This window comes from Allosphingosinicella sp., from assembly GCF_046295735.1.
Taxonomy (GTDB): domain Bacteria; phylum Pseudomonadota; class Alphaproteobacteria; order Sphingomonadales; family Sphingomonadaceae; genus Allosphingosinicella.
In genome coordinates this window covers 303,116-323,211 of the sequence record NZ_JBKBMQ010000001.1, presented here as the reverse complement: position 1 = coordinate 323,211, position 20,096 = coordinate 303,116, and the positions used below count along the sequence as shown (strand labels likewise).

At 68.6% G+C, this 20,096-nt stretch carries 26 protein-coding genes; 15 read left to right on the top strand and 11 right to left on the bottom strand.

Features of this window, described 5'->3' with window-relative positions; genetic code table 11:
• Positions 1 to 63 precede the first annotated feature (63 nt).
• From ACK4K7_RS01585 to ACK4K7_RS01560, 6 genes are read right to left on the bottom strand one after another with little or no spacing between them, the layout of a single operon-like run.
• On the bottom strand, positions 64 to 951 hold the full coding sequence (locus tag ACK4K7_RS01585; RefSeq protein WP_431863387.1) for a ParB/RepB/Spo0J family partition protein: 888 nt from the start codon (positions 949 to 951) through the stop codon (positions 64 to 66).
• On the bottom strand, positions 948 to 1,730 hold the full coding sequence (locus ACK4K7_RS01580; RefSeq protein ID WP_431863386.1) for a ParA family protein: 783 nt from the start codon (positions 1,728 to 1,730) through the stop codon (positions 948 to 950). The genes ACK4K7_RS01585 and ACK4K7_RS01580 overlap by 4 nt, the downstream gene beginning before the upstream one ends.
• Positions 1,727 to 2,365, bottom strand: a complete 639-nt coding sequence (rsmG, locus tag ACK4K7_RS01575; RefSeq protein ID WP_431863385.1) for a 16S rRNA (guanine(527)-N(7))-methyltransferase RsmG — start codon at positions 2,363 to 2,365, stop codon at positions 1,727 to 1,729. The genes ACK4K7_RS01580 and rsmG overlap by 4 nt, the downstream gene beginning before the upstream one ends.
• Positions 2,366 to 2,368: 3 nt before the next feature.
• On the bottom strand, positions 2,369 to 4,216 hold the full coding sequence (gene mnmG, locus ACK4K7_RS01570) for a tRNA uridine-5-carboxymethylaminomethyl(34) synthesis enzyme MnmG (protein ID WP_431863384.1): 1,848 nt from the start codon (positions 4,214 to 4,216) through the stop codon (positions 2,369 to 2,371).
• Between the two features lie 36 nt (positions 4,217 to 4,252).
• On the bottom strand, positions 4,253 to 5,515 hold the full coding sequence (gene mnmE, locus ACK4K7_RS01565; protein ID WP_431863383.1) for a tRNA uridine-5-carboxymethylaminomethyl(34) synthesis GTPase MnmE: 1,263 nt from the start codon (positions 5,513 to 5,515) through the stop codon (positions 4,253 to 4,255).
• Entirely contained in the window at positions 5,512 to 5,742 is a 231-nt protein-coding gene (locus ACK4K7_RS01560; RefSeq protein ID WP_431863381.1) for a DUF6489 family protein, read from the bottom strand. Before ACK4K7_RS01560 ends, mnmE begins: the two co-directional genes overlap by 4 nt.
• A gap of 84 nt (positions 5,743 to 5,826) precedes the next feature.
• Here ACK4K7_RS01560 and ACK4K7_RS01555 point away from each other — a divergent pair, with 84 nt between their 5' ends.
• A complete protein-coding gene (locus ACK4K7_RS01555; protein WP_431863379.1) occupies positions 5,827 to 6,525 on the top strand; it encodes a dienelactone hydrolase family protein in 699 nt (232 codons plus the stop codon).
• A gap of 131 nt (positions 6,526 to 6,656) precedes the next feature.
• Here ACK4K7_RS01555 and ACK4K7_RS01550 read toward each other — a convergent pair whose 3' ends face one another.
• From ACK4K7_RS01550 to hemE, 4 genes are all read right to left on the bottom strand, one after another.
• Complete coding sequence (locus ACK4K7_RS01550; RefSeq protein ID WP_431863622.1) at positions 6,657 to 7,394, bottom strand: YjbE family putative metal transport protein; 738 nt, start codon at positions 7,392 to 7,394, stop codon at positions 6,657 to 6,659.
• A 30-nt stretch (positions 7,395 to 7,424) separates the two neighbouring features.
• Positions 7,425 to 8,681, bottom strand: a complete 1,257-nt coding sequence (gene rho, locus ACK4K7_RS01545) for a transcription termination factor Rho (RefSeq protein WP_431863378.1) — start codon at positions 8,679 to 8,681, stop codon at positions 7,425 to 7,427.
• A gap of 159 nt (positions 8,682 to 8,840) precedes the next feature.
• The gene (locus ACK4K7_RS01540; RefSeq protein ID WP_431863377.1) at positions 8,841 to 9,266 is read right to left on the bottom strand and encodes a CopD family protein; all 426 of its coding nucleotides are present in this window, start codon (positions 9,264 to 9,266) and stop codon (positions 8,841 to 8,843) included.
• Between the two features lie 32 nt (positions 9,267 to 9,298).
• Positions 9,299 to 10,336 (bottom strand): uroporphyrinogen decarboxylase, encoded by a 1,038-nt coding sequence (gene hemE / locus ACK4K7_RS01535; RefSeq protein WP_431863376.1) that lies wholly within the window; start codon positions 10,334 to 10,336, stop codon positions 9,299 to 9,301.
• Between the two features lie 310 nt (positions 10,337 to 10,646).
• On the opposite strand from hemE, the gene ACK4K7_RS01530 reads away from it, so the two are divergent.
• From ACK4K7_RS01530 to ACK4K7_RS01480, 11 genes are all read left to right on the top strand, one after another.
• Entirely contained in the window at positions 10,647 to 11,459 is an 813-nt protein-coding gene (locus ACK4K7_RS01530) for a pyruvate, water dikinase regulatory protein (RefSeq protein ID WP_431863375.1), read from the top strand.
• A 38-nt stretch (positions 11,460 to 11,497) separates the two neighbouring features.
• Positions 11,498 to 12,049, top strand: a complete 552-nt coding sequence (locus ACK4K7_RS01525) for a Maf family protein (protein ID WP_431863620.1) — start codon at positions 11,498 to 11,500, stop codon at positions 12,047 to 12,049.
• On the top strand, positions 12,046 to 12,849 hold the full coding sequence (locus tag ACK4K7_RS01520) for a shikimate dehydrogenase family protein (protein ID WP_431863374.1): 804 nt from the start codon (positions 12,046 to 12,048) through the stop codon (positions 12,847 to 12,849). The genes ACK4K7_RS01525 and ACK4K7_RS01520 overlap by 4 nt, the downstream gene beginning before the upstream one ends.
• Positions 12,846 to 13,442 carry a dephospho-CoA kinase gene (gene coaE, locus ACK4K7_RS01515; RefSeq protein ID WP_431863373.1) on the top strand — a complete coding sequence of 199 codons (597 nt, stop codon included), beginning with the start codon at positions 12,846 to 12,848 and terminating at the stop codon, positions 13,440 to 13,442. Before ACK4K7_RS01520 ends, coaE begins: the two co-directional genes overlap by 4 nt.
• Before the next feature lie 7 nt (positions 13,443 to 13,449).
• Entirely contained in the window at positions 13,450 to 14,157 is a 708-nt protein-coding gene (dnaQ, locus tag ACK4K7_RS01510) for a DNA polymerase III subunit epsilon (protein WP_431863372.1), read from the top strand.
• Between the two features lie 51 nt (positions 14,158 to 14,208).
• Positions 14,209 to 14,790: a ribosome hibernation-promoting factor, HPF/YfiA family gene (gene hpf, locus ACK4K7_RS01505; protein WP_431863371.1), complete on the top strand. Its 582-nt coding sequence runs from the start codon at positions 14,209 to 14,211 to the stop codon at positions 14,788 to 14,790.
• A gap of 69 nt (positions 14,791 to 14,859) precedes the next feature.
• A complete protein-coding gene (locus ACK4K7_RS01500) occupies positions 14,860 to 15,327 on the top strand; it encodes a PTS sugar transporter subunit IIA (RefSeq protein WP_431863370.1) in 468 nt (155 codons plus the stop codon).
• Positions 15,317 to 15,784, top strand: a complete 468-nt coding sequence (locus tag ACK4K7_RS01495) for a PaaI family thioesterase (protein ID WP_431863369.1) — start codon at positions 15,317 to 15,319, stop codon at positions 15,782 to 15,784. The genes ACK4K7_RS01500 and ACK4K7_RS01495 overlap by 11 nt, the downstream gene beginning before the upstream one ends.
• Positions 15,781 to 16,125: a DUF1491 family protein gene (locus ACK4K7_RS01490; RefSeq protein WP_431863368.1), complete on the top strand. Its 345-nt coding sequence runs from the start codon at positions 15,781 to 15,783 to the stop codon at positions 16,123 to 16,125. Before ACK4K7_RS01495 ends, ACK4K7_RS01490 begins: the two co-directional genes overlap by 4 nt.
• A gap of 162 nt (positions 16,126 to 16,287) precedes the next feature.
• Positions 16,288 to 17,007: a cell wall hydrolase gene (locus tag ACK4K7_RS01485; RefSeq protein WP_431863367.1), complete on the top strand. Its 720-nt coding sequence runs from the start codon at positions 16,288 to 16,290 to the stop codon at positions 17,005 to 17,007.
• A 105-nt stretch (positions 17,008 to 17,112) separates the two neighbouring features.
• The gene (locus tag ACK4K7_RS01480; protein WP_431863366.1) at positions 17,113 to 17,607 is read left to right on the top strand and encodes an MmcB family DNA repair protein; all 495 of its coding nucleotides are present in this window, start codon (positions 17,113 to 17,115) and stop codon (positions 17,605 to 17,607) included.
• 98 nt (positions 17,608 to 17,705) lie between these two features.
• On the opposite strand, the gene ACK4K7_RS01475 is transcribed toward ACK4K7_RS01480, so the two are convergent.
• Positions 17,706 to 18,302, bottom strand: a complete 597-nt coding sequence (locus ACK4K7_RS01475; protein ID WP_431863365.1) for an ankyrin repeat domain-containing protein — start codon at positions 18,300 to 18,302, stop codon at positions 17,706 to 17,708.
• 64 nt (positions 18,303 to 18,366) lie between these two features.
• On the opposite strand from ACK4K7_RS01475, the gene ACK4K7_RS01470 reads away from it, so the two are divergent.
• From ACK4K7_RS01470 to ACK4K7_RS01460, 3 genes are read left to right on the top strand one after another with little or no spacing between them, the layout of a single operon-like run.
• On the top strand, positions 18,367 to 18,975 hold the full coding sequence (locus ACK4K7_RS01470; protein ID WP_431863364.1) for an SCO family protein: 609 nt from the start codon (positions 18,367 to 18,369) through the stop codon (positions 18,973 to 18,975).
• Positions 18,972 to 19,400 carry a YcgN family cysteine cluster protein gene (locus ACK4K7_RS01465; RefSeq protein ID WP_431863363.1) on the top strand — a complete coding sequence of 143 codons (429 nt, stop codon included), beginning with the start codon at positions 18,972 to 18,974 and terminating at the stop codon, positions 19,398 to 19,400. The genes ACK4K7_RS01470 and ACK4K7_RS01465 overlap by 4 nt, the downstream gene beginning before the upstream one ends.
• Entirely contained in the window at positions 19,357 to 20,094 is a 738-nt protein-coding gene (locus ACK4K7_RS01460; RefSeq protein ID WP_431863362.1) for a M48 family metallopeptidase, read from the top strand. Before ACK4K7_RS01465 ends, ACK4K7_RS01460 begins: the two co-directional genes overlap by 44 nt.
• The last annotated feature ends 2 nt before the right edge of the window (positions 20,095 to 20,096 follow it).

The following is a 20,096-nucleotide window of genomic DNA, read 5'->3' as shown; positions in this document are numbered from 1 at the left end:
CACCGGGCTTCGCCCGGTCCCCCTCCCCATGGAGCTGCGCTCCACAGGCAGGATTGAAGGGCGCTAGATCTTCTCGCCGCTGAGGCGCTGGCAGATCATGTCGAGCTGGTCGAGCGTTGCATAATCGAGCGCGACCGTGCCGCCCTTCGGGCTGTGGCGGATCGCGACCTTGAGGCCGAGCAGGTCGCCGAGTTGCCGCTCCAGGGCGGCGATGTCGGCATGCGCGCCTTTATATTCGACCGGCGGGGCGCTCTTGCGGCGCGTCTTGCCGCTCTGCGCGAGCTTCTCGGTCTCGCGCACCGAAAGGCCGCGGGCGATCACCTCTTCGGCCAGAGCGGCCGGGTCGGCGGCAGTGACCAGCGCGCGGGCATGGCCCATCGACAGTGCGCCAGACACGACCAGCGCCCGCACCTTCTCCGGAAGTTCGAGCAATCTCAAAAGGTTAGCGACATGGCTGCGCGACTTGGAGACGAGCTGCGCCAGCGCTTCCTGGGTATGGCCGAATTCGGCCATCAGCTTTCGATAGGCCTCCGCCTCTTCGATGGCGTTGAGGTCCTGCCGCTGGATATTCTCCAGCAGCGCGATCTCGAGCGTCTCGGCATCGTCGAAATCCCGGACCAGCACCGGCACTTCGTGGAGCTGCGCCCGCTGGGCCGCGCGCCAGCGCCGCTCGCCGGCGACGATCTGGAAGCGGTGGCCGTGCGGGCGCACGACGATCGGCTGGATCAGCCCGCGCGCCTGGATCGATACGGCGAGTTCCGCCAGCGCCGCCTCGTCGAAATGGCGGCGGGGCTGGCCGGGATGCGGCTCGATGCTGGCGACGGGCATCAGCTGCACGCCGCTGCGGCCGCCGCCGGACACCGGCGCTTCCTGCGCCACTTCGCCGAGCAGGGAGGACAGGCCGCGGCCGAGACCGGAGGGGCGCTTGCGGGCGGGGCTTTCCTGGCTCATGCGGCTTTCTTCTTTCGCGGAAGCCGCCGGATCAGCTCGCGGGCGAGCGCCATATAGGCCTCGGAGCCGGGGCAGCGATGGTCGTAGATCAGCGCCGGTATGCCGTGGCTGGGCGCTTCGGACAGGCGCACGTTGCGCGGGATCACCGTGTCGAACACGACATTGCCGAGGCAGGCGCGCACGTCCTCGGCGACCTGCGCCGACAGATTGTTGCGCCGGTCGTACATGGTGAGCGCGACGCCCAGGATCGACAGCTCGGGATTGAATCGCGCGCGCACCCGCTCGATCGTCTGGAGGAGCTGGCTGAGCCCTTCCAGCGCGAAGAATTCCGCCTGCAGCGGCACCAGGATCGAATTGGCGGCGATCAGCGCGTTCATCGTCAGCAGGCCGAGCGAAGGCGGGCAATCGATCAGGCATACGTCCCAGCGGGCGTCCGCCATGCCCTCCAGCGCCTTGTCGAGGCGGTGGGTGCGCTCCTGAAGCTCGATCAGCTCGATCTCGGCGCCGGACAGGTCGACGGTGGCGGGAATGAGGTCCAGCCGCGGCACCTTGGTGGGAATGACCGCGTCCTGCAGCGCGCATTGGCCGGTCAGCAGCTCGTAGGAAGAAACGCCGCGTTCCGCATGGCCGATGCCGAGCCCGGTCGAGGCGTTGCCCTGCGGATCGAGATCGATCAGCAGGGTGCGCGAACCGGTGGCCGCCAGCGCGGTGGCGAGATTGATCGCCGTGGTCGTCTTGCCGACCCCGCCTTTCTGATTCGCGACGGCGATGCGGATCATTTTCTCCCCTTCCCCTTCCGGCTCACTGCGTCGGCGACGATGATCGCGGCGTCTGCATCGGTGAGGCTCGGCTCGAGACGAAAGTCACCCTGCCATGAAGGATCGAGCGCTTCCAGTTCGGAACGCGCGTTCCGTCCCTTCGGGAGAATCCAGCGCGTATTTGTTGTGGAAAAAGCTGTGCCCAGTTCCAGCAGCCGCGGCAAAGGGGCGAAGGCGCGGGCGCTGATCACGTCGAAGTCGCGCGGCGCGACTCGCTCCACCCTCGTTCCCAGTATCTCCACCTTGTCCACGAGTCCCATCGCCGCAGCCGCCCGGTGGAGGAAATCCACCCGCAGCCGTCGCTCCTCGACCAGGGTGACGGGTCCCTCGTGCAGCGCCGCCACGATCAGCCCCGGAAAGCCGGCGCCCGTGCCGAGATCGATCCACCTCGCCCGCGGCGACGGCGCGAAGCGGAGGAGCTGCCCCGAATCGGCGAAGTGGCGGCTCCACAGCGCATCCAGCGTCGGCCGCGCCACCAGATTCTGCCGCTCATTCTCCTCCCGGAGCAGGGCGGCGAAGGCCTTGAGGCGCGCCTCTGTTTCACGTGAAACATTGAAGGTCTCGCGGATCCAGTGGCGGGCTTCTTCCTCCGTCACGGATCAAGCCGCCTTCTTCCGCGCGTGGACGAGGATGGCCGCGAGGGCTGCCGGAGTGACCCCGCGCACGCGCGCCGCCGCGCCGAGCGTGGCGGGCCGGGCGAGCGACAGTCGTTCCACCATCTCGCTCGAGAGACCGGGAACAGAGGCGTAGTCGAGACTGGCGGGGATCCGCACCGCCTCGTCACTGCGCAGGCGCGCGATCTCGCTCTGTTGTCGCGCGACATAGGGTGCGTAGCGATGGTCCTGCACGGCTACCTCGAGCCTCGCCGGCCGGCAGTCGGCAAGCTCCGGAACAAGCCGCTTCAATCCCTCCGCGTCGAGCTCGGGGAAACGCAGCCAGTCGGCGAGGCTGCGGCGTACGCCGTCGTCGCGAACGCCGATGCCGGCCGCCTGGAGCGCGCGCGCTCCGAGCTGCGCCGAGAGCAAGGCTTCGATCCGCCCCCGCTCGGCTTTGGCCGCCTCGAAATGTTCGATTCGTTCCGGGCTCGCGCACCCGGCGGCGATGGCCAGCGGCGTGAGGCGCGCCTCGGCATTGTCGGCCCGCAGCCGCAGCCGATATTCGGCGCGCGCGGTCAGCATGCGGTAGGGCTCCGTCACGCCTTGGAGGGTGAGGTCGTCGACCATGACGCCGATGTACGATTCGGCGCGGTCGAAGACGACCGGCGGCCGCCCGGCGGCCCAGGCGGCCGCGTTTACGCCGGCGACCAGCCCCTGCGCCGCCGCTTCCTCATAGCCGGTCGTGCCGTTGACCTGGCCGGCGAGGTAGAGACCCTCGAGGTCGCGGACCGCCAGCGTCGGCTCCAGGATGCGGGGATCGACATGGTCATATTCAACCGCATAGCCCGGCTGCAGAATCTCGACGCGCTCCAGCCCCGCCATCGTCCGCACCATCGCCAGCTGCACATCCTCCGGCAGCGAGGTGGAGATGCCGTTCGGATAGACGGCCGGGTCGTCCAGCCCCTCCGGCTCCAGAAACACCTGATGCCCGTCGCGGTCGCCGAAGCGGTGGACCTTGTCCTCGATCGACGGGCAGTAGCGCGGCCCCACGCCCTCGATCTCTCCGGCGAACAGAGGCGAGCGGTCGAGATTGTCTCGGATGATCCGGTGCGTCTCCGCATTGGTGCGGGTGATGGCGCAGAACAGCTGCGGCGCGACGCGGCCGGCGCTCATCGGCGACATGGTCCAGTCTTCGCCGTCCGATTCCTGCCGCTCGAGAACCGACCAGTCGATGCTGCGCCCGTCGAGCCGCGGGGGCGTCCCCGTCTTCAGTCGCGCGAGCGGCAGGCCGAGCGCGCGGAGCTGCTGCGCGAGCCTGGTCGCCGCCCGCTCGCCCACGCGCCCGCCTTCGCGGCTCGACAGGCCGAAATGGAGCTTGCCGCCCAGGAAGGTGCCGGTGGCGAGGATCACCGCCTTGGCGCGAAGCTCCCGACCATCGGCGAGGAGGAGGCCCTCGAACCGCCCGGGTGCGAGCAGCAGCTCGGCCGCCTCGCCCTCGACGACGGTCAGCCCCTGCTGCGCATCGATCATGGCGTGGATCGCGGCCTTGTATCGCCGCCGGTCCGCCTGGATGCGCGGCCCTCGCACGGCGGCGCCCTTGCTGCTGTTGAGCATGCGATAATGGATCGCGGCATGGTCGGACGCACGGGCGATCAGCCCGTCGAACGCGTCGACCTCGCGGATGAGGTGGCCCTTGCCGAGCCCGCCCATCGCCGGGTTGCAGGACATCGCGCCGATCTGGTCGCGGCTGAACGAGACCAGCGCCACCGCGGCGCCCATTCGCGCGGCCGCTGCGGCGGCTTCGGTCCCGGCGTGGCCGCCGCCGACCACGATGATGTCGAAGCTCAGCATGGCGCGCATGTATGGCTTTGTTCCACGTGGAACAACCTACTTCCCGATACAGAAGCGTCCGAACAGTGCATCCAGCATGTCCTCGACGCCCGCGCGTCCGGTCACCCGGTCCAGCGCGGCGCGTGCGAGCCGGAGCGCTTCGGCCGCGATCAGAAGATCGTCCGCGCTGACGGCCTCCCGCAGATGGTTCAGCGCCTCCGACAAAGCGGCGCGGTGGCGGGCGTTGAGGGCGACCTCGCCCTCGGCGGGAAGCAGTTTCCGCGCCTTGTCCACCAGCATGGCCGCGAGCGCCGCCAGCCCGGCGCCGGTGACCGCGGACAGCTGGACGTCGCCCTCTCCCGGGCCGAGGTCGGACTTGGCATGGACCCGGACCGCGTGCGGCGGCGCCTCGTCCGGCGGGCCCAGCCACAGCAGGATGTCGGCCGCGGCGGCGGACCGCCGCGCCCGCTCGACGCCGATCGCCTCCACCGGGTCCTCGCTGTCGCGCAGGCCGGCGGTGTCGATCAGCAGGAAGGGAATGCCCCCGATCGCAACCGGCGCCTCGATCAGGTCGCGGGTCGTGCCCGCGATCTTCGTCACGATCGCCACTTCCCTTCCGACTAACGCATTGAGAAGGCTTGACTTTCCAGCATTCGGCGGCCCCGCTATCGCCACCCGAACCCCGTCCCGCAGCCGCTCCGCCGACGGCCGCGCCAGCCAGGCTTCGATCTCATCGGCCAGGTCCGCCGCGAGCGCGCCCGCGGTGCCGGCGCCCTGCCCGGCGACATCGGCTTCGTCGTCGAAGTCGAGCCGCGCCTCCACGTCCGCCGCCGCCGCCAGCAGCCGCGCCTGCCAGCTCTCGACCTGACGGCTGAGACCGCCGCCGGCAAGGGCCAGCGCCGCGCGCCGCTGCGTCTCCGTCTCCGCGCCCAGCAGGTCCGCCAGCCCCTCCGCCTCGGCAAGGTCGATCCGTCCGTTGCGGAAGGCGCGGCGCGTGAACTCCCCCGGTTCCGCGGCCCTGAGGCCAGGCACGGCCGCCAGCGCCGCCAGCACCGCCGCGACCACCGCCCGGCCGCCATGGAGGTGGAGCTCCGCCAGATCCTCACCGGTCGCGCTCGCCGGCCCGGGGAAGCGCAGCACCAGCGCATGGTCGAGCAGCTCCCCATCCCGCCTCAGCGGCCGCAACGCCGCGCGGCGCGGCTCCGGGAGGCGACCCGCCAGCGCCTCCAGCGCGGCATCGGCGTCCGGGCCGCTGATCCGCACCACGGCGATCGCCGCCGGCGGCGCGCCCGACGACAGGGCGTAGATGGTGTCGCTCAACGCTTGCCCGACATCTGCTCCAGCATCTGCCGCCACAGATTCATGCCCGCCTCGCTCATCGGCCCCCAGCTCTTCATGACGTCGCCGAACATCTCCGGCGTCACGCCGTCGGACACCATGGCGCGCATCTTCTCGACATAGGCGTCATGAACCGGCGTCAGGTCCGGAAGGCCCAGGAAGCGGCGCGCCTCCTCGGGCGTGCAATCCACATCCACCGTGATTTTCATCTCGCCTCACCCTTCCGACTGTTGCGGCCGCGTCCCGGCTTATGGCTATAGTCGGCGCCCCGAGGCAAGCGAGGAGACTGGAACATGGCGACGATCGAGATTTCGACCCTGGCCGGCGACGAGCGGTTCACCGCCTATCTGGCCGAGCCGGAAGGGACGCCGCGGGGCGCGATCATCGTCATCCAGGAGATATTCGGCGTCAACGAGGGCATCCGCCGCAAATGCGACCGCTGGGCGGCGCTCGGTTATCTCGCGCTGGCGCCGGACCTGTTCTGGCGGCTGGAACCGCGCGTCGAGCTCGACCCCGACGTGGAGGCGGAGTTCAAACGCGCGCTCGACCTGATGGGCCGCTTCGACCAGGACGGCGGCATCCGCGACATCGAGGCCACGATCCGCGAAGCCAGGCGCCGGCTCCCCCAAGGCGGAAAGGTCGGCTGCGTCGGCTATTGCCTGGGCGGCCGCCTCGCTTTCATGACCGCCGCCCGCACCGACGTGGACGCCTCGGTCGGCTATTATGCGGTCGGCGTCGACGGCCTGCTCCATGAGAAGAACGCCATCGCCCACCCGCTGATGCTCCACATCGCCGGCGACGACGGCTTCGTGCCGCCCGAGGTGCAGGCGAAGATGCACGAGGGGCTGGACGACCATCCCCGCGTCACCCTCCACGATTATCCCGGCGAGGATCACGGCTTCGCCGCGGAAATGGGCAAGCGCAGGAGCGAGGAAGCGGCCCGGCTGGCGGACGAGCGGACGGAAGCGTTCTTCGCGGAGCATCTGGGCTAGGCCGCTGGGGCCCGCCCCTCCGTCATTCCAGCGAAAGCTGGAATCTCGTTTCTTCTGTTCCTTCGCCTGGAAGAATAAGGGGGACCCTGACTTTCGTCAGGATGACGCCGGGTTCACGCCACCGCCTGGGGTCAAGCCGCTGCCCGGGTGGGCCAGAGGAACTGCAGCACGCCCACGTCCTCGTCCACGATCCCGTCGTAGATCATGCGGCCGGCGACGAAGAGGATGACAAGCAGGCCGAGATAGGCGAGCCAGCGGTAGCGCTCGATATATTTGGCGATGACGTTGGCGGCGAGGCCCATCAGGGCGACCGCGAGGATCAGACCGAACACCAGGATGCCGGGATGGTCGCGCGCCGCGCCGGCGACGGCGAGGACGTTGTCGAGGCTCATCGACACGTCGGCGATCGCCACCGCCCAGACCGCGCCCGCGAAGCTCTTGGCGGGCGGAAGGCCGCTGCGGTCGTCGCCCTCGATCTCGGGCGATCCGGGCGACTGGTCCGGCGCGCCGTGGCGGATCTCGCGCCACATCTTCCAACTGACCCAGAGCAGCAGCAGGCCGCCGGCGAGAATCAGGCCCACGACCTGCATCAACTGGGTGACGATCAATGCGAAGAAGATGCGCAGCACCAGAGCGGCGACGATCCCGATCAGGATCACCATCCGCCGCTGATGGGCGGGCAGGCCGGCGGCGAGCGCGCCGACCACGATCGCATTGTCGGCCGCCAGCAGCAGGTCGATCATCACCACCTGCGCGAAGGCGGCGAGCGCGGCCGGCTCGTGGATGTGCCGGAAATCCTCGAGCATCGCCTCCCAGATGCCGGAAACCGGCCCCAGTCCCGCGGACAGGGTCAGGATCGTGTCGAGCAGCAGCATGGAAGAAGCCAACGCCGCGCGGGCTTACTGGTTCATCGAGGCGAAGAAGTCCTCGTTGGTCTTCGAATCCTTCATCTTGTCGAGCAGGAACTGCATGGCGTCGACCGTGCCCATCTGCATCAGGATGCGGCGCAGCACCCACATCTTGCTGAGCGTCGCCTGGTCGACCAGCAGCTCCTCCTTGCGGGTGCCGGACTTGCCGACGTCGAGCGAGGGGAAGATGCGCTTGTCGGCGACCTTGCGGTCCAGCACGATCTCGGAATTGCCGGTGCCCTTGAACTCCTCGAAGATCACCTCGTCCATCTTGGAGCCGGTGTCGATGAGCGCGGTGGCGATGATCGAGAGCGAGCCGCCTTCCTCGATGTTGCGGGCGGCGCCGAAGAAACGCTTGGGCCGCTGGAGGGCGTTGGCGTCGACGCCGCCGGTCAGCACCTTGCCCGACGACGGCACCACCGTGTTGTAGGCGCGACCCAAGCGCGTGATCGAATCGAGCAGGATGACGACGTCCTTCTTGTGCTCGACCAGGCGCTTGGCCTTCTCGATCACCATCTCGGCGACCTGGACGTGGCGGCTGGCCGGCTCGTCGAAGGTCGAGGAGATGACCTCGCCCTTCACCGAGCGCTGCATGTCGGTCACTTCCTCCGGCCGCTCGTCGATCAGCAGCACGATCAGGAAGACTTCCGGATGGTTGTCGGTGATCGCCTTGGCGATGTTCTGCAGCAGCACGGTCTTGCCGACCCGCGGCGGGGCGACAATCAGAGCGCGCTGGCCCTTGCCCTGCGGCGCGACGATGTCGATGACGCGGGCGGACTTGTCCTTGACGGTCGGGTCGAGCGTGTCGAGCCGCAGCTTCTCGTCCGGATAGAGCGGCGTCAGATTGTCGAAATTGACGCGGTGGCGCACCGCTTCCGGGCTGTCGAAATTGACCTGGGTGAGGCGGACCAGCGCGAAATAGCGCTCGCCGTCCTTGGGTCCGCGAATCTCGCCTTCCACCGTGTCGCCGGTGCGCAGGCCGAATTTGCGGACCTGGTTCGGCGCGACATAGATGTCGTCCGGACCCGCCAGATAGTTGGAATCGGGGGAGCGCAGGAAGCCGAAGCCGTCCGGCAGCACCTCGATCGTGCCCATCCCCATGATTTCGTCGCCATTTTCGGCGCGCACCTTCAGGATCGAGAACATCAGCTCCTGCTTGCGGAGCGTGGAGGCGCCCTCGACGCCGAGATCCTCGGCCATCGCGACCAGTTCGGCGGGGCTTTTTTGTTTCAGATCATTGAGATGCATGGGGAAACACTCGGAAAATGGGATTCGTGTCGTCGGGTGCTCAACAGGACGATGAGGCGGTGGAATACCCGCGCGGACGGCAGGTGAACGACTGTACGGGCGTTAGGCTCCGCGATTTTTCAAGTCAAGCGCCGGTGCGGAGCACGCGCCGTCGCAACCTCAGAACGGGCGGACGATCACCAGGATGACGATGATCGCGGTGGCGATGCCAGGCACCTCGTTCATGATGCGCAGCGCCCGTCCGCTGACCGGCCGCTCGCCGCGCGCGAGCTTCTTGCCATAGCCGATCATCCAGCCGTGATAGCCCGACAGCAGCAGGACGAGCGCGAACTTGGCGTGAAACCAGCCTTCGTTCCACGCCCCGACGATCCAGGCGAGGGTGAGGCCCAGCGCCCAGACCAGCAGCATCGCCGGCGTGATGATGATGTTCCGGAGCTTGCGCTCCCGGTCGATCCACTTCTTCTCCTCGGCGGACCCGGCCGGGCTTTCCTGATGGTAGACGTAATAGCGCGGCAGCATGAACAGGCCCGCGACCCAGAAGATCACGAAGATGATATGCGCGGCCTTGATCCATGCATATGTCAATTGAAGCGCCGTCCCCAAATCATGGCCCAAGCTCAGTCTCCGGTTCCCCGCACCAGCTCCAGCAGGCGTTCCACATGGGCGATCGGCGTGTCCTTCTGAATGCCGTGGCCCAGATTGAAGATATGCGGCCGCCCCTCGAACGCTGATAGGATGCGGGCGACCGCCTCTTCAAGCGCTTTCCCGCCGGCGATCAGCGCGAGCGGGTCGAGGTTGCCCTGCACCGGCAGGCCCTCGGGCAGTTCGCGCGCCGCCCAGTGCGGATCGACCGTCTCGTCGAGCCCGACCGCATTGACCCCCGTCTCCCGCGCGTAGGCCGCAAGCTTCCCGCCCGCGCCCTTCGGGAATCCGATCACCGGCACGTCCGGATGGCGCGCCCGCAGCCCCTCGAGGATCCGCACGGTCGGCGCGATCACCCAGCGTTCGAACTGGGCGGGGGCGAGGCTGCCGGCCCAGCTGTCGAACAATTGCACGGCATCGACGCCCGCTTCGATCTGCCCGGACAGATAGTCGACGGTCATGTCGGCGATCGCGTCGATGATCGCCTGGAACGCCTCCGGATCGCGATAGGCGTAGCGCCGCGCCTCGGCCTGTTCCTTGCTGCCCTGGCCCGCGATCATATAGGTCGCGACCGTCCAGGGGCTGCCGGCAAAGCCCAGGAACGTCGTTTCGGGCGCGAGCGCCGCCTTCACTTTCTCCACAGTCCGATAGATCGGCTCCAGACGCTCCGGCACGGGCGTCAGGTCCTTATAGTCATTCTCAAAAAGCGGCGGCGACAGGCGCGGCCCTTCGCCCGCCTCGAAGCGCAGGTCCTGGCCCAGCGCGTAAGGGACGATCAGGATATCCGAGAAAAGGATCGATCCGTCGAACCGGAAGCGGCGGAGCGGCTGCAGCGTGATCTCGGCCGCGGCGTCGGGATCGTAGACCAGCGCCAGGAACCCGCCCTTCTCGGCCCGCAGCGCGCGATATTCGGTCAGGTAGCGCCCTGCCTGGCGCATCAGCCAGATCGGCTTTTTTCGCGGATTTCCGCCATTCAGGACGGCCAGGAGCGGTTTTTCGATCGGCTGGGTCAAGGGACTCGGGCTCCCTCTCTTCCTATAAAGAGTCTTATTGAAAGAGAGTCTGTTGAAGATTGTAGGGCGGGGCAGACCGGGGTTTATTGGCTCGCCCCGCTTTTCGCAAACAGCTTGACTCCGGACGGCGCACGCGGCCCCGCGGATTCGCGCGAACTGTCCCCGATATCCACAGGCGCGCGCCGGGAACTTTCCCGTCTTTGCGAATCTGTGGATCGATTCCGGGAAGCGTGGATCGAAGCTTTCCTTGAAAGCGCCCCAAGGCTTCCGCTAGCGATTTCCCCAACCTTTTCCACAGGCGGGCCCGCGCTTGAACCAGCTCCACCTCCACCTCCTCTCCGATTCCACCGGCGAAACGCTGGAAGTGGTGGCCAAGGCCTGCCTCGCCCAGTTCGATGATGTGGAGGCGATCCGCCATTTCTGGCCGATGGTCCGCTCCGAAGGCCATCTCGACCGGGTGTTGGACCAGATCGAGCGGCGGCCGGGCCTCGTCCTCTACACGCTGGTGAACAGCAACATCCGGCGCGAGCTCGAACAGAAATGCCGGCGCCGCGGCATCCATGCCGTCTCCGCGCTCGATCCGGTGGTGGACGCGCTGTCGGCGGTGACGGGGCAGGAAGCCAAGGCGCGGCCGGGCCGGCAGCATGCGCTCGACGCCGCTTATTTCGCGCGGGTGGACGCGATCCAGTTCACCATCGCCCATGACGACGGGATGGGATGGGAGAATTGGGAGGAAGCGGACATCGTGCTGGCCGGCGTGTCGCGCACGTCCAAGACGCCGACCGCCATCTACCTCGCCAATCGCGGCTACAAGGTGGCCAATATCCCGCTGGTGCCGGAATCGCCGCCGCCGGCGGCCTTGTTCACGCTGCGCCATCCGCTGGTCGTCGGCCTCACCACCAATCCGGACCGGCTGATCCAGATCCGGCGCAACCGGCTGCTGGCGCTGAACCAGGCGCCGGAGACCGACTATGTCGACATGGAAGCGGTCAACCGCGAGCTCGCCTTCGCCCGCCGGCTGTTCGCCGACAATGGCTGGCCGACGATCGACGTCACCCGCCGCTCGATCGAGGAGACCGCCTTCGCGATCGTGAAGCTGCTGAACGAACGGGCGGCGGCGTGAAGCTGCTGCTCGCCTCGCGGAGCGCCACGCGCCGCAGGATGCTGGACGCGGCCGGCGTGCCGTTCGAAGCGGTCCCGGCGCCGCTGGACGAAGAGGAGGCGAAGGCGGGGCTGGCCGGCGCCGGTTTCGACCCGCGCGGCCTGGCCGAGATGCTGGCCGAACTGAAGGCGAAGAGCGTCGAGGCGGCGGCGGGTGCGCTGGTGCTCGGCTGCGACCAGACACTGGAGACCGCGGACGGCGACATGCTGAGCAAGCCCGGATCGCGCGGCGAGGCCTTCCGCCAGTTGCGCGGCCTGTCTGGATCGACCCACCGTCTCCATTCCGCCGCCGCGCTCGTGCGGGAGGGAGAAACCGTGTGGCGGGCCTGCGAGACCGCGGCCCTCACCATGCGGCCGTTCAGCGACGCCTTTCTCGAGACCTATCTCGACCGGGAATATGAGGCGATCCGCCACAATGTCGGCGGCTACCGGATCGAGGGGCTCGGCGCCCAGCTGTTCGAGGCGATCGACGGCAGCCACTTCGCCATCCTGGGCCTGCCTTTGCTGCCGCTGCTCGCCGTCCTGCGGGAACGCGGGGTGCTCGCGGCATGAGCGTCCCTTATGCTGAGCTGATCGGCGATCCGATCGAACATTCGAAGAGCCCGCTGATCCACGGATTCTGGCTGAAGAAGCTGGGCCTTGCCGGCGCCTATCGCGCGTTGCGCGTCACGGCGGCCGAGCTCCCCGACTATTTCGCCCGCCGCCGCGCCGATCCCGCCTGGCGCGGCTGCAACGTCACCATGCCGCTCAAAGAGCTGGTGGCGCGCGAACTCGACGATGTCGATCCGCTCGCCCGCCGGATCGGCGCGGTCAATGCGGTGCACCGCCGCGGGGAGCATCTGCTCGGACTCAATACGGACCGCGCCGGGCTGAACCTCGCGCTCGGCGACCGGACGGCCGACGGCGATGTGGTGCTCGTCGGTGCCGGCGGGGCCGCCCGCGCGGCGATGGAAGAGCTGCGCCGGGCGCGTCCGCGACGCCTCGTCGTCATGAACCGCACGGTCGAGAAAGCCGAGGCTCTGCTCGCCGAGTTCGGATGCGCGGGCGAGGCGCGGCCGATCGGACCGGCCCCGGCCGCGGACCTTCTGATCAATGCCAGCGCGATGGGGATGGCGGGCCATCCGCCGCTGGACATCGATCTTTCGGCGATGCGGCCCGGCGGCGCCGTCCTCGACATGGTCTATCACCCGCTGGATACGGCGCTGCTCCGCAATGCGCGCGCCGCCGGTCTCGACGCGATCGACGGCCTCGCCATGCTGATCGGGCAGGCCCGTTTCTCCTTCGCCCTTTTCTACGGGGCCGAACCGCCGGGCGCGCATGATGCCGAGCTGCGCGAGCTTGTGACGTCATGACCGTGATTCTCGGCCTCACCGGCTCGATCGGCATGGGCAAGACGACGGTGTCGCGCATGTTCGCCGACGAAGGCGTGCCGGTGTTCGACGCCGATGCCGAGGTCCACCGGCTGCAGGGACCCGAAGGCGCCCTGGTCGCGGCGATCGAGGCCGAATTTCCGGGTACCACCGGCGCGGACGGCGTCGACCGCACCAGCCTCGCCGAAGCGGTGCTCGGCGAACCGGAGCGGCTGCGCCGGCTCGAGGCGCTGATCCATCCGGCGGTGGCGCGGGCGCGGGAGGATTTCATCGCAGCGCATGAAGGGGCGCCGCTCGTCCTCCTCGACATCCCGCTGCTGTTCGAAAAGGGCGGGGCGGATCGGGTCGACAGGATCGCGGTGGTGTCGGCGCCCGAAGATATCCAGCGCGCCCGCGTCCTCGCGCGGCCGGGCATGACCGGAGAGAAGTTCGCCCGCATCCTCGCCCTCCAGATGCCGGATGCCGAAAAACGCGCCCGCGCCGATTTCGTGATCCCCACCGGCGGCTCGTTCGAAGAAACGCGCGCGGCGGTTCGCCGCATCGTCGCTTGCCTCGGGCGGCCGGCAGATTCATAAGGTCGGCATGCGGGAAATCGTCTTCGACACCGAAACCACGGGCCTCAGTCCGCTTGGCGGCGATCGCATGGTCGAAATCGGCTGCGTCGAGATCGTCAACAAGGTCGAGACCGGCCGCACGTTCCACGCTTATTTCAATCCCGGCCGGCCGATGCCCAGCGAGGCGGAGGCGGTGCACGGCCTGTCCGACGCCTTCCTGTCCGACAAGCCGCCGTTCGGCGACATGTGCGAGGAATTGCTCGATTTTCTCGGCGATTGCCCGCTCGTCGCCCACAATGCGGGCTTCGATTTCGGCTTTCTCAATCACGAGCTCGGCCTGTGTGGCCGGCCGCTCGTCTGCATGACGCGGATGGTCGATACCCTGGTGCTCGCGCGCCAGAAGCATCCGGGCGCCAAGCACAGCCTTGATGCGCTGTGCACCCGCTACGGCGTCGACCGGTCGCTCAGGATCAAGCACGGCGCGCTGATCGACGCGCAGCTGCTCGCCCAATGTTATGTCGAGCTGACCGGCGGCCGCCAGATCGGCCTGTCGCTGGTCGAAGAGACGATCGAGGTCGAATTGGTCGAGACGGCGCCGCTCGGCTCCGCCCCGCTGACCGCGACCGTGCGGCCGCCGCGGCCCCACGCGCCGAGCGAGGAGGAGCTCGCGGCCCATGCCAGCTTCCTCGCCGGCATCACCGATCCGATCTGGCACCGGGTCGAAAGCCGCGGTTGACGGCGGTGGACCGGCGGGCCTAAGCCGCCGCCGCGAGTGTTGGAGAGCGCAATGGACATCCGGGTCTCCGGACATCAGGTCGATTTGGGAGAAGCGCTGCGCGGTCAGGTCGAGGACCGGCTGGGCGCGATGGCCGACAAATTCTTCGCCCGCGCCATTTCCGCGCAGGTGACGTTCGGCAAGGGACCGCACGACCATCATTTCACCTGCGACATCGTCGCCCATGTGCCGAACGGCGTGGTGCTGAAGGGAAGCGGCCGCGCCGCCGCAGCCCATCCCGCCTTCGACCAGGCCGCCGACCGGATCGAAAAGCAGCTGCGCCGCTACAAGCGGCGATTGAAGGACCGCCACGCCGCCGCCTCGCATGCCGAGGCAATGGCTGATGCGGCCTGGAATGCCAGCTATGTCGTGTTCGATCCGGGCGACGAGGAGCAGGAGGCGGCCGATCATCCGCCGATCGTCGCCGAGACCAAGGTCGACATTCCCGATGCGAGCGTTTCGGACGCGGTGATGCTGCTCGATCTGCGCAACACCAACGCGCTTCTGTTCCGCAACAGCGGCACCGGGCGCTACAATATGGTGTACCGACGAAATGACGGCACGGTCGGCTGGGTGGAACCCCAGGCCGACTGACTTCCCGACGGGCCCACGCCCACCTATATCCTTCTTTCCAGGGGCTCCCGGCCCCGTCCGGTGCATGTGATGAACGATCTTGCCGACATCCTGGCGACCGACGCGGTCGATGCGTCGCTCGGCTGCGCCAACAAGAAGGCGCTGTTCCAGCAGCTCGGCGCCGCCGCCGGCAAGCTGACCGGCATCGACGCGCGCGAGATCGTCGCCAGCCTCAACGATCGCGAGAAGATCGGATCCACCGGCTTCGGCGCCGGCGTCGCCATCCCGCACGGCAAGATCGAGGGGTTGGACCATGTGGTCGGCTATTTCGCGCGCCTGTCCGCCCCGATCGACTTCCAGGCGGTGGACGGCCTTCCGGTCGATCTCGTCTTCCTGCTCCTGTCGCCGCCGGATGCGGGCGCGGAGCATCTGAAGGCGCTCGCCCGCGTCAGCCGGCTGCTGCGGGACCGGGCCTGCGTCGCGAAGCTCCGCGGCGCCCGCTCGCGCGACGCCATCTACGCGCTGCTGTGCGGCGAGGAAAAGGCGGATGCCGCCTGAAGCGGCGGGCGCGGCCGGGGCCGAGGCGCATTTCCGGGCGCTGGAATCGCTCTACCGCCACGCTCCGATCAACGCTTTGTTCGAGTCGCGGCTCGAAATCGTGGACGAAGGCGTCGCCCGCATCCGCTTCGAAGCGGCCGATCGCTTCTTCCACGCCGCCGGCGCGGCCCACGGCACGCTCTATTTCAAGATGATGGACGATGCCGCCTTCTACGCCTGCAACAGCCTGGTGAGCGACCGCTTCCTCCTGACCACTGCCTTCAACCTCAATTTCACCCGGCCGCTGAAGAGCGGGCCGGTGGTGGCGGAGGGACGCTGGGTGAGCGGGCGCCGCCGGGTGTTCGTGGCCGAGGCGCGGCTGATCGACGCCGACGGCGAGGAAGCGGCGCGCGGAACCGGCACCTTCATGCGCTCCCACATCCCGCTGTCCGGCCTTCCCGGCTACCGGGCCGAATGACGGAGCCGCGGCTCGCCAGCAATGTCCTGGTGGGCGCGCTGCTGCGGCGAGTCGATTCGCAAGGGGGGTTCGGCGCCGTGCTCGCCAAGGGCGATCCGATGTCCGGCGCGGTGACCGTGATTCTCGCCGAAAAGGGCAGAAAACTGCGGATTCTGGAGCGGCTCCTCCATCCGGACGGCCGCTATGAGTGGGAGGACGTTCTCCCTCAAGCCGCTGAAAACGAAGAAGAAGTTGAAAAGTTCCTCGCCCGGAGGCGGAAATTCGACCCGGATATGTGGGTTTTGGAACTGGATATCGCGTCCGCCGAACGGTTCGCCGCTGAAATGAAGCTGATCGGTTGACCCCCGCCGGGGACCCGCATAGCCGGCTCCACAGCACTTTAGCGCACGAGCGGGGGGCCGCCAGCAATGCCAACAAGGCAGCGGCCAACGCGAGACGGGCGGAGATCGGCGGATGCCCAGCATCCAGGCCAGGATCGACCGACCGCACAGATCAGAGTTTTAATGAAACGCATCAAACGTGCCGTAGGTTTCACTGCGGCTGTCGTAACGCTGGCGATCGGCGCGACCGTCGCGCCGTCCTTGGCTTACGAAGCTGAGACCGCTCCCGCGGTCCACTATATCGAACATGCCGCCGCGTCGTTCGAGACGCCGGGTGAATTCGGCCTCAACCGCGCCGAAGAAAATGCGCAGCTCGCGCACGACGTCGATTTCTCCACTCCGGTCGCGGCGCATGCCGTCGCCGAGGTCGAGCCCGCCGCCGCCCGCGTCCAGCCGGCGGTGATCGATCGCGACAGCGACCGCAAGGGCCGCTCGCTGGCCCAGCTCGTCCGCGACTATGCGGGTTCCGAGACGCCGGACAGCGAGTTCGAATGCCTCGCGACCGCGGTCTATTACGAATCCAAGGGCGAGCCGCTCGCCGGCCAGCTCACCGTCGCCGAAGTGATCCTGAACCGCGCCGATTCCGGCCGCTTCCCGTCGACCATCTGCGGCGTCGTGAAGCAGCCGAGCCAGTTCTCCTTCGTTCGCGGCGGCCGCCTGCCGACCCCTCCGCGCAGCTCCGAGGCGTGGCGCACCGCGGTGGCGATCTCGCACATCGCGATCGAGGATCTTGCCGAAGGCGCCGCGCCGCGCGCTTTGTTCTTCCACGCCCGCCGCGTTTCGCCGGGCTGGCGCAACCTCACCCGCGTCGCGTCGGTCGGCAATCACGTCTTCTACCGCTAAGTCGCCCTCCGGCGACCGAAACGGGTCCGCTCCCACGCCCCCCCGGGAGCGGGCCCGTTTCTTCGCGGACTTGTTCCGCGTTCCCCTTTCATTCTAATCTGCCGCATGGCTTCCCTCCCCGACTCGGCCGCCGCCTGTTTCGACGGCGCGCCCGTTGCCGCCCAGGACGTGGCGCGCGGCGTCACCCGGATGTTCTTCCGGCAGGATCTGTTCGCCTTGTGCGAAGTGCCGCTGCCCAACGGGCGGCGCGCGGACATGGTGGCGATCTGCGGCAAGGGCCTCATCACCATCGTCGAGATCAAGGTGTCCCGCGCCGATCTGCTCGGCGACCGCAAATGGCCGGACTATCTCGATTATTGCGACCGCTATTTCTGGGCGGTGCCGGCCGGCTTTCCGCTGGTCGATTTCGACGGCGAGGCGCTCGGGCCGGATTGCAGCGGCCTGATCGTCGCCGACCGCTACGACGCGGCGGTGTTCAGGGACGCGCCGTGGCGCAAGCTCGCGCCGGCCCGGCGCAAGGCGGAAACCCTGCGCTTCGCCCGCCGCGCCGCCCGCCGCCTCGCGGGCGACCTCGATCCCGGACTCGCGGGGCTGGATTGAAGCCTTAGGGCAGGTCCGTCATTGCGAGCGGAGCGAAGCAATCCATGCGGCTTCGGAGGCCCATGGATTGCTGCGTCGCTTCGCTCCTCGCAATGACTCTAGAGGCGCGGGCCCTGGGCCGGGCGGGCGGGCTGGTTCGTGCTTTCCATCACCCGCAGCAGCGCCTGGGCGCGGTTGTCGCGGCGGGCATAATCGAGCGCGGAAAAGCCGGCGACATTGTCGGTCAGGTTCGGATTGGCGCCGTTCTGCATCAGCAGGCGCACCATCGCCACGTCGCGGGTCTGGACGGCCAGGATCAGCGGGGTTTCGCCCCGGCTGTTGGCGTGATTGACGTTGGCGCCGCGCTGCAGCAGCAGTTCCGCGCCTTCGACCCAGCCGAGCTGCGCCGCGAGGGTGAGCGGGCTCGCGCCCTGGTTGTTGGCGATGTCGGCGCGGGCGCCGCGCGACAAGAGGAAGCTCAGCCAGCGCGTGTCGCGGTCGCGCACCACATAATGGAGCGCGCCCTCGCCGGTCGATTGGTCGCGGGTGTTGATGACGGTGGAGCCCGGCGCGCTGACGATGCTCGTCACCTTGTTGCCGTCGCGGTCCCTCACCGCCTTCAGGAAGCTGTAGCTTTCGGAGAATTGCGCCCCCGCCGGAATCGCGACCAACGCGGCCACCGCCGCGGCCAGAAGACCGCCCCGCACCTTCTTCATCACCGATCGATCCCCAGATATGCGCTTGATCCCCGCCCCTTAGCAAAGCAAGGCTGGCCCCGCCATGAACGAATTGTCAGCACCCTCCCGCCTGCCCGCCCTCCTGGCGCTGCTCGCCGCCTTGCTGCTGGCCGCCTGCGGACAAGGCGGCGACGGCGCCCGCCCGCCGCTCGAAGGGGCGCGGATCGGCGGGCCGTTCACCCTCACCGACCAGACCGGCGCCAAGGTCAGCGACACCGATTTCGCCGGCCGCTACCGGCTGATCTATTTCGGCTTCACTTATTGCCCCGATGTCTGCCCGACCGACATGCAGGCGATCGGCGCGGCGATGCGGCGGCTGGAGCAGAGCGATCCGGACCGCGCCGCCAGAGTGCAGCCGATCTTCATCTCGGTCGATCCGGAGCGCGACGATCCCGCGACGGTGCGCCAGTTCGTCTCCGCCTTCCATCCCCGCTTCGTCGGCCTCACCGGCAGCCCGGAGGAAATCGCCGGCGTCGCCCGCGCCTATGGCGTGTATTATGCGCGCCAGGGCGATGCCGCCTCGCGCGACTATCTGGTCGATCACAGCCGCATGGCGGTGCTGATGGGGCCGGAGGGCCAGCCGATCGTCCTCCTCCCGCACGAACAGGGGCCGGACGCGATCGTCGCCGAACTCCAGCGCTGGGTGCGATGAGCGCCTTCTGGGAAAAGCCGCTGAACCAGCTCAGCCGCGCGGAGTGGGAAGCGCTGTGCGACGGCTGCGGAAAATGCTGCCTCCACAAGGTGGAGGACGATCTGTCGGGCGAGATCCACCCGACCAACATCGCCTGCCGCCTGCTCGACCGGCAGAGCTGCCGCTGCTCCAACTATCGCGCGCGCCGCGCCCTGGTGCCGGATTGCGTGCGGCTCACGCCCGACGCGGTCGACCGGCTGGCCTGGCTTCCCTCGACCTGCGCCTATCGGCTGCGGTCGGAGGGCAAGCCGCTGCCCGCCTGGCATTATCTGGTCAGCGGCGATCCGGAATCGGTGCACCGCGCCGGCATGTCGGTGCGCGGCTGGACAGTGTCGGAGGACGATGCGGGCGATCTCGAACATCATCTCGTCGATCGTGAGCTCTGAGCTCGTCTTTTCGGCCGGGGAGCGGCGCGCGCCGCTGACGCTGAAAGTCTCGCCGCGCGCGCGGGTGATGCGCCTTAGGGTCGATCCGCGCACCGGCGCCGTGCTCCTCACCGTGCCGCGCCGCGTCTCCCGCCGCCGCGCGCTCGAATGGGCGGCCGGGCAGCGGCAATGGGTGGAAACGGCGCTCGCCGCGGTGCCGGCGCCGGAGCCGATCCGGCCGGGCATGACGATTCCGCTCCACGGCCGCCCGCATCTGCTCGACTGGTCGCCGGAGCGGCCGCGCACCGTCCACATCGCCGACGATGGCCGGATCCTGGTCGGCGGGCCGCTGGAGGGGCTGGAGGCACGGGTGCTGCGCGGCCTGAAGCGCCACGCGCAGGCGGTGCTGGAGCGGGAAAGCCGCGCCTTCGCGGCGCCGCGCGGCCTGGAGGTCGCCAAAGTGAGGGTGGGCGACACGCTGTCGCGCTGGGGCAGCTGCTCTTCGACGGGCACGCTGCGTTATTCCTGGCGGCTGATCCTCGCGCCCGATTTCGTGCGCCGCGCGACGGTCGCGCATGAAGTCGCGCACCTGGTGCATATGAACCACGGCCCGGATTTCCACGCCTTGGTGGCGGATCTGCTCGGCGCCGATCCGAAGCCGGCGCGCGACTGGCTGCGCCGCGAAGGCGCCACGCTCCACCGCCTGTTCCGCTAGGT

Bases quoted from the DNA above. Each gene is read 5' to 3' on its own strand.
- ACK4K7_RS01585 (WP_431863387.1), bottom strand. From the start codon at position 951: ATGAGCCAGGAAAGCCCCGCCCGCAAGCGCCCCTCCGGTCTCGGCCGC.
- ACK4K7_RS01580 (WP_431863386.1), bottom strand. From the start codon at position 1,730: ATGATCCGCATCGCCGTCGCGAATCAGAAAGGCGGGGTCGGCAAGACG.
- mnmG (WP_431863384.1), bottom strand. From the start codon at position 4,216: ATGCTGAGCTTCGACATCATCGTGGTCGGCGGCGGCCACGCCGGGACC.
- ACK4K7_RS01560 (WP_431863381.1), bottom strand. From the start codon at position 5,742: ATGAAAATCACGGTGGATGTGGATTGCACGCCCGAGGAGGCGCGCCGC.
- ACK4K7_RS01555 (WP_431863379.1), top strand. From the start codon at position 5,827: ATGGCGACGATCGAGATTTCGACCCTGGCCGGCGACGAGCGGTTCACC.
- rho (WP_431863378.1), bottom strand. From the start codon at position 8,681: ATGCATCTCAATGATCTGAAACAAAAAAGCCCCGCCGAACTGGTCGCG.
- ACK4K7_RS01525 (WP_431863620.1), top strand. From the start codon at position 11,498: ATGCTGGACGCGGCCGGCGTGCCGTTCGAAGCGGTCCCGGCGCCGCTG.
- ACK4K7_RS01520 (WP_431863374.1), top strand. From the start codon at position 12,046: ATGAGCGTCCCTTATGCTGAGCTGATCGGCGATCCGATCGAACATTCG.
- coaE (WP_431863373.1), top strand. From the start codon at position 12,846: ATGACCGTGATTCTCGGCCTCACCGGCTCGATCGGCATGGGCAAGACG.
- dnaQ (WP_431863372.1), top strand. From the start codon at position 13,450: ATGCGGGAAATCGTCTTCGACACCGAAACCACGGGCCTCAGTCCGCTT.
- hpf (WP_431863371.1), top strand. From the start codon at position 14,209: ATGGACATCCGGGTCTCCGGACATCAGGTCGATTTGGGAGAAGCGCTG.
- ACK4K7_RS01500 (WP_431863370.1), top strand. From the start codon at position 14,860: ATGAACGATCTTGCCGACATCCTGGCGACCGACGCGGTCGATGCGTCG.
- ACK4K7_RS01495 (WP_431863369.1), top strand. From the start codon at position 15,317: ATGCCGCCTGAAGCGGCGGGCGCGGCCGGGGCCGAGGCGCATTTCCGG.
- ACK4K7_RS01490 (WP_431863368.1), top strand. From the start codon at position 15,781: ATGACGGAGCCGCGGCTCGCCAGCAATGTCCTGGTGGGCGCGCTGCTG.
- ACK4K7_RS01485 (WP_431863367.1), top strand. From the start codon at position 16,288: ATGAAACGCATCAAACGTGCCGTAGGTTTCACTGCGGCTGTCGTAACG.
- ACK4K7_RS01480 (WP_431863366.1), top strand. From the start codon at position 17,113: ATGGCTTCCCTCCCCGACTCGGCCGCCGCCTGTTTCGACGGCGCGCCC.
- ACK4K7_RS01475 (WP_431863365.1), bottom strand. From the start codon at position 18,302: ATGAAGAAGGTGCGGGGCGGTCTTCTGGCCGCGGCGGTGGCCGCGTTG.
- ACK4K7_RS01470 (WP_431863364.1), top strand. From the start codon at position 18,367: ATGAACGAATTGTCAGCACCCTCCCGCCTGCCCGCCCTCCTGGCGCTG.
- ACK4K7_RS01465 (WP_431863363.1), top strand. From the start codon at position 18,972: ATGAGCGCCTTCTGGGAAAAGCCGCTGAACCAGCTCAGCCGCGCGGAG.
- ACK4K7_RS01460 (WP_431863362.1), top strand. From the start codon at position 19,357: ATGCGGGCGATCTCGAACATCATCTCGTCGATCGTGAGCTCTGAGCTC.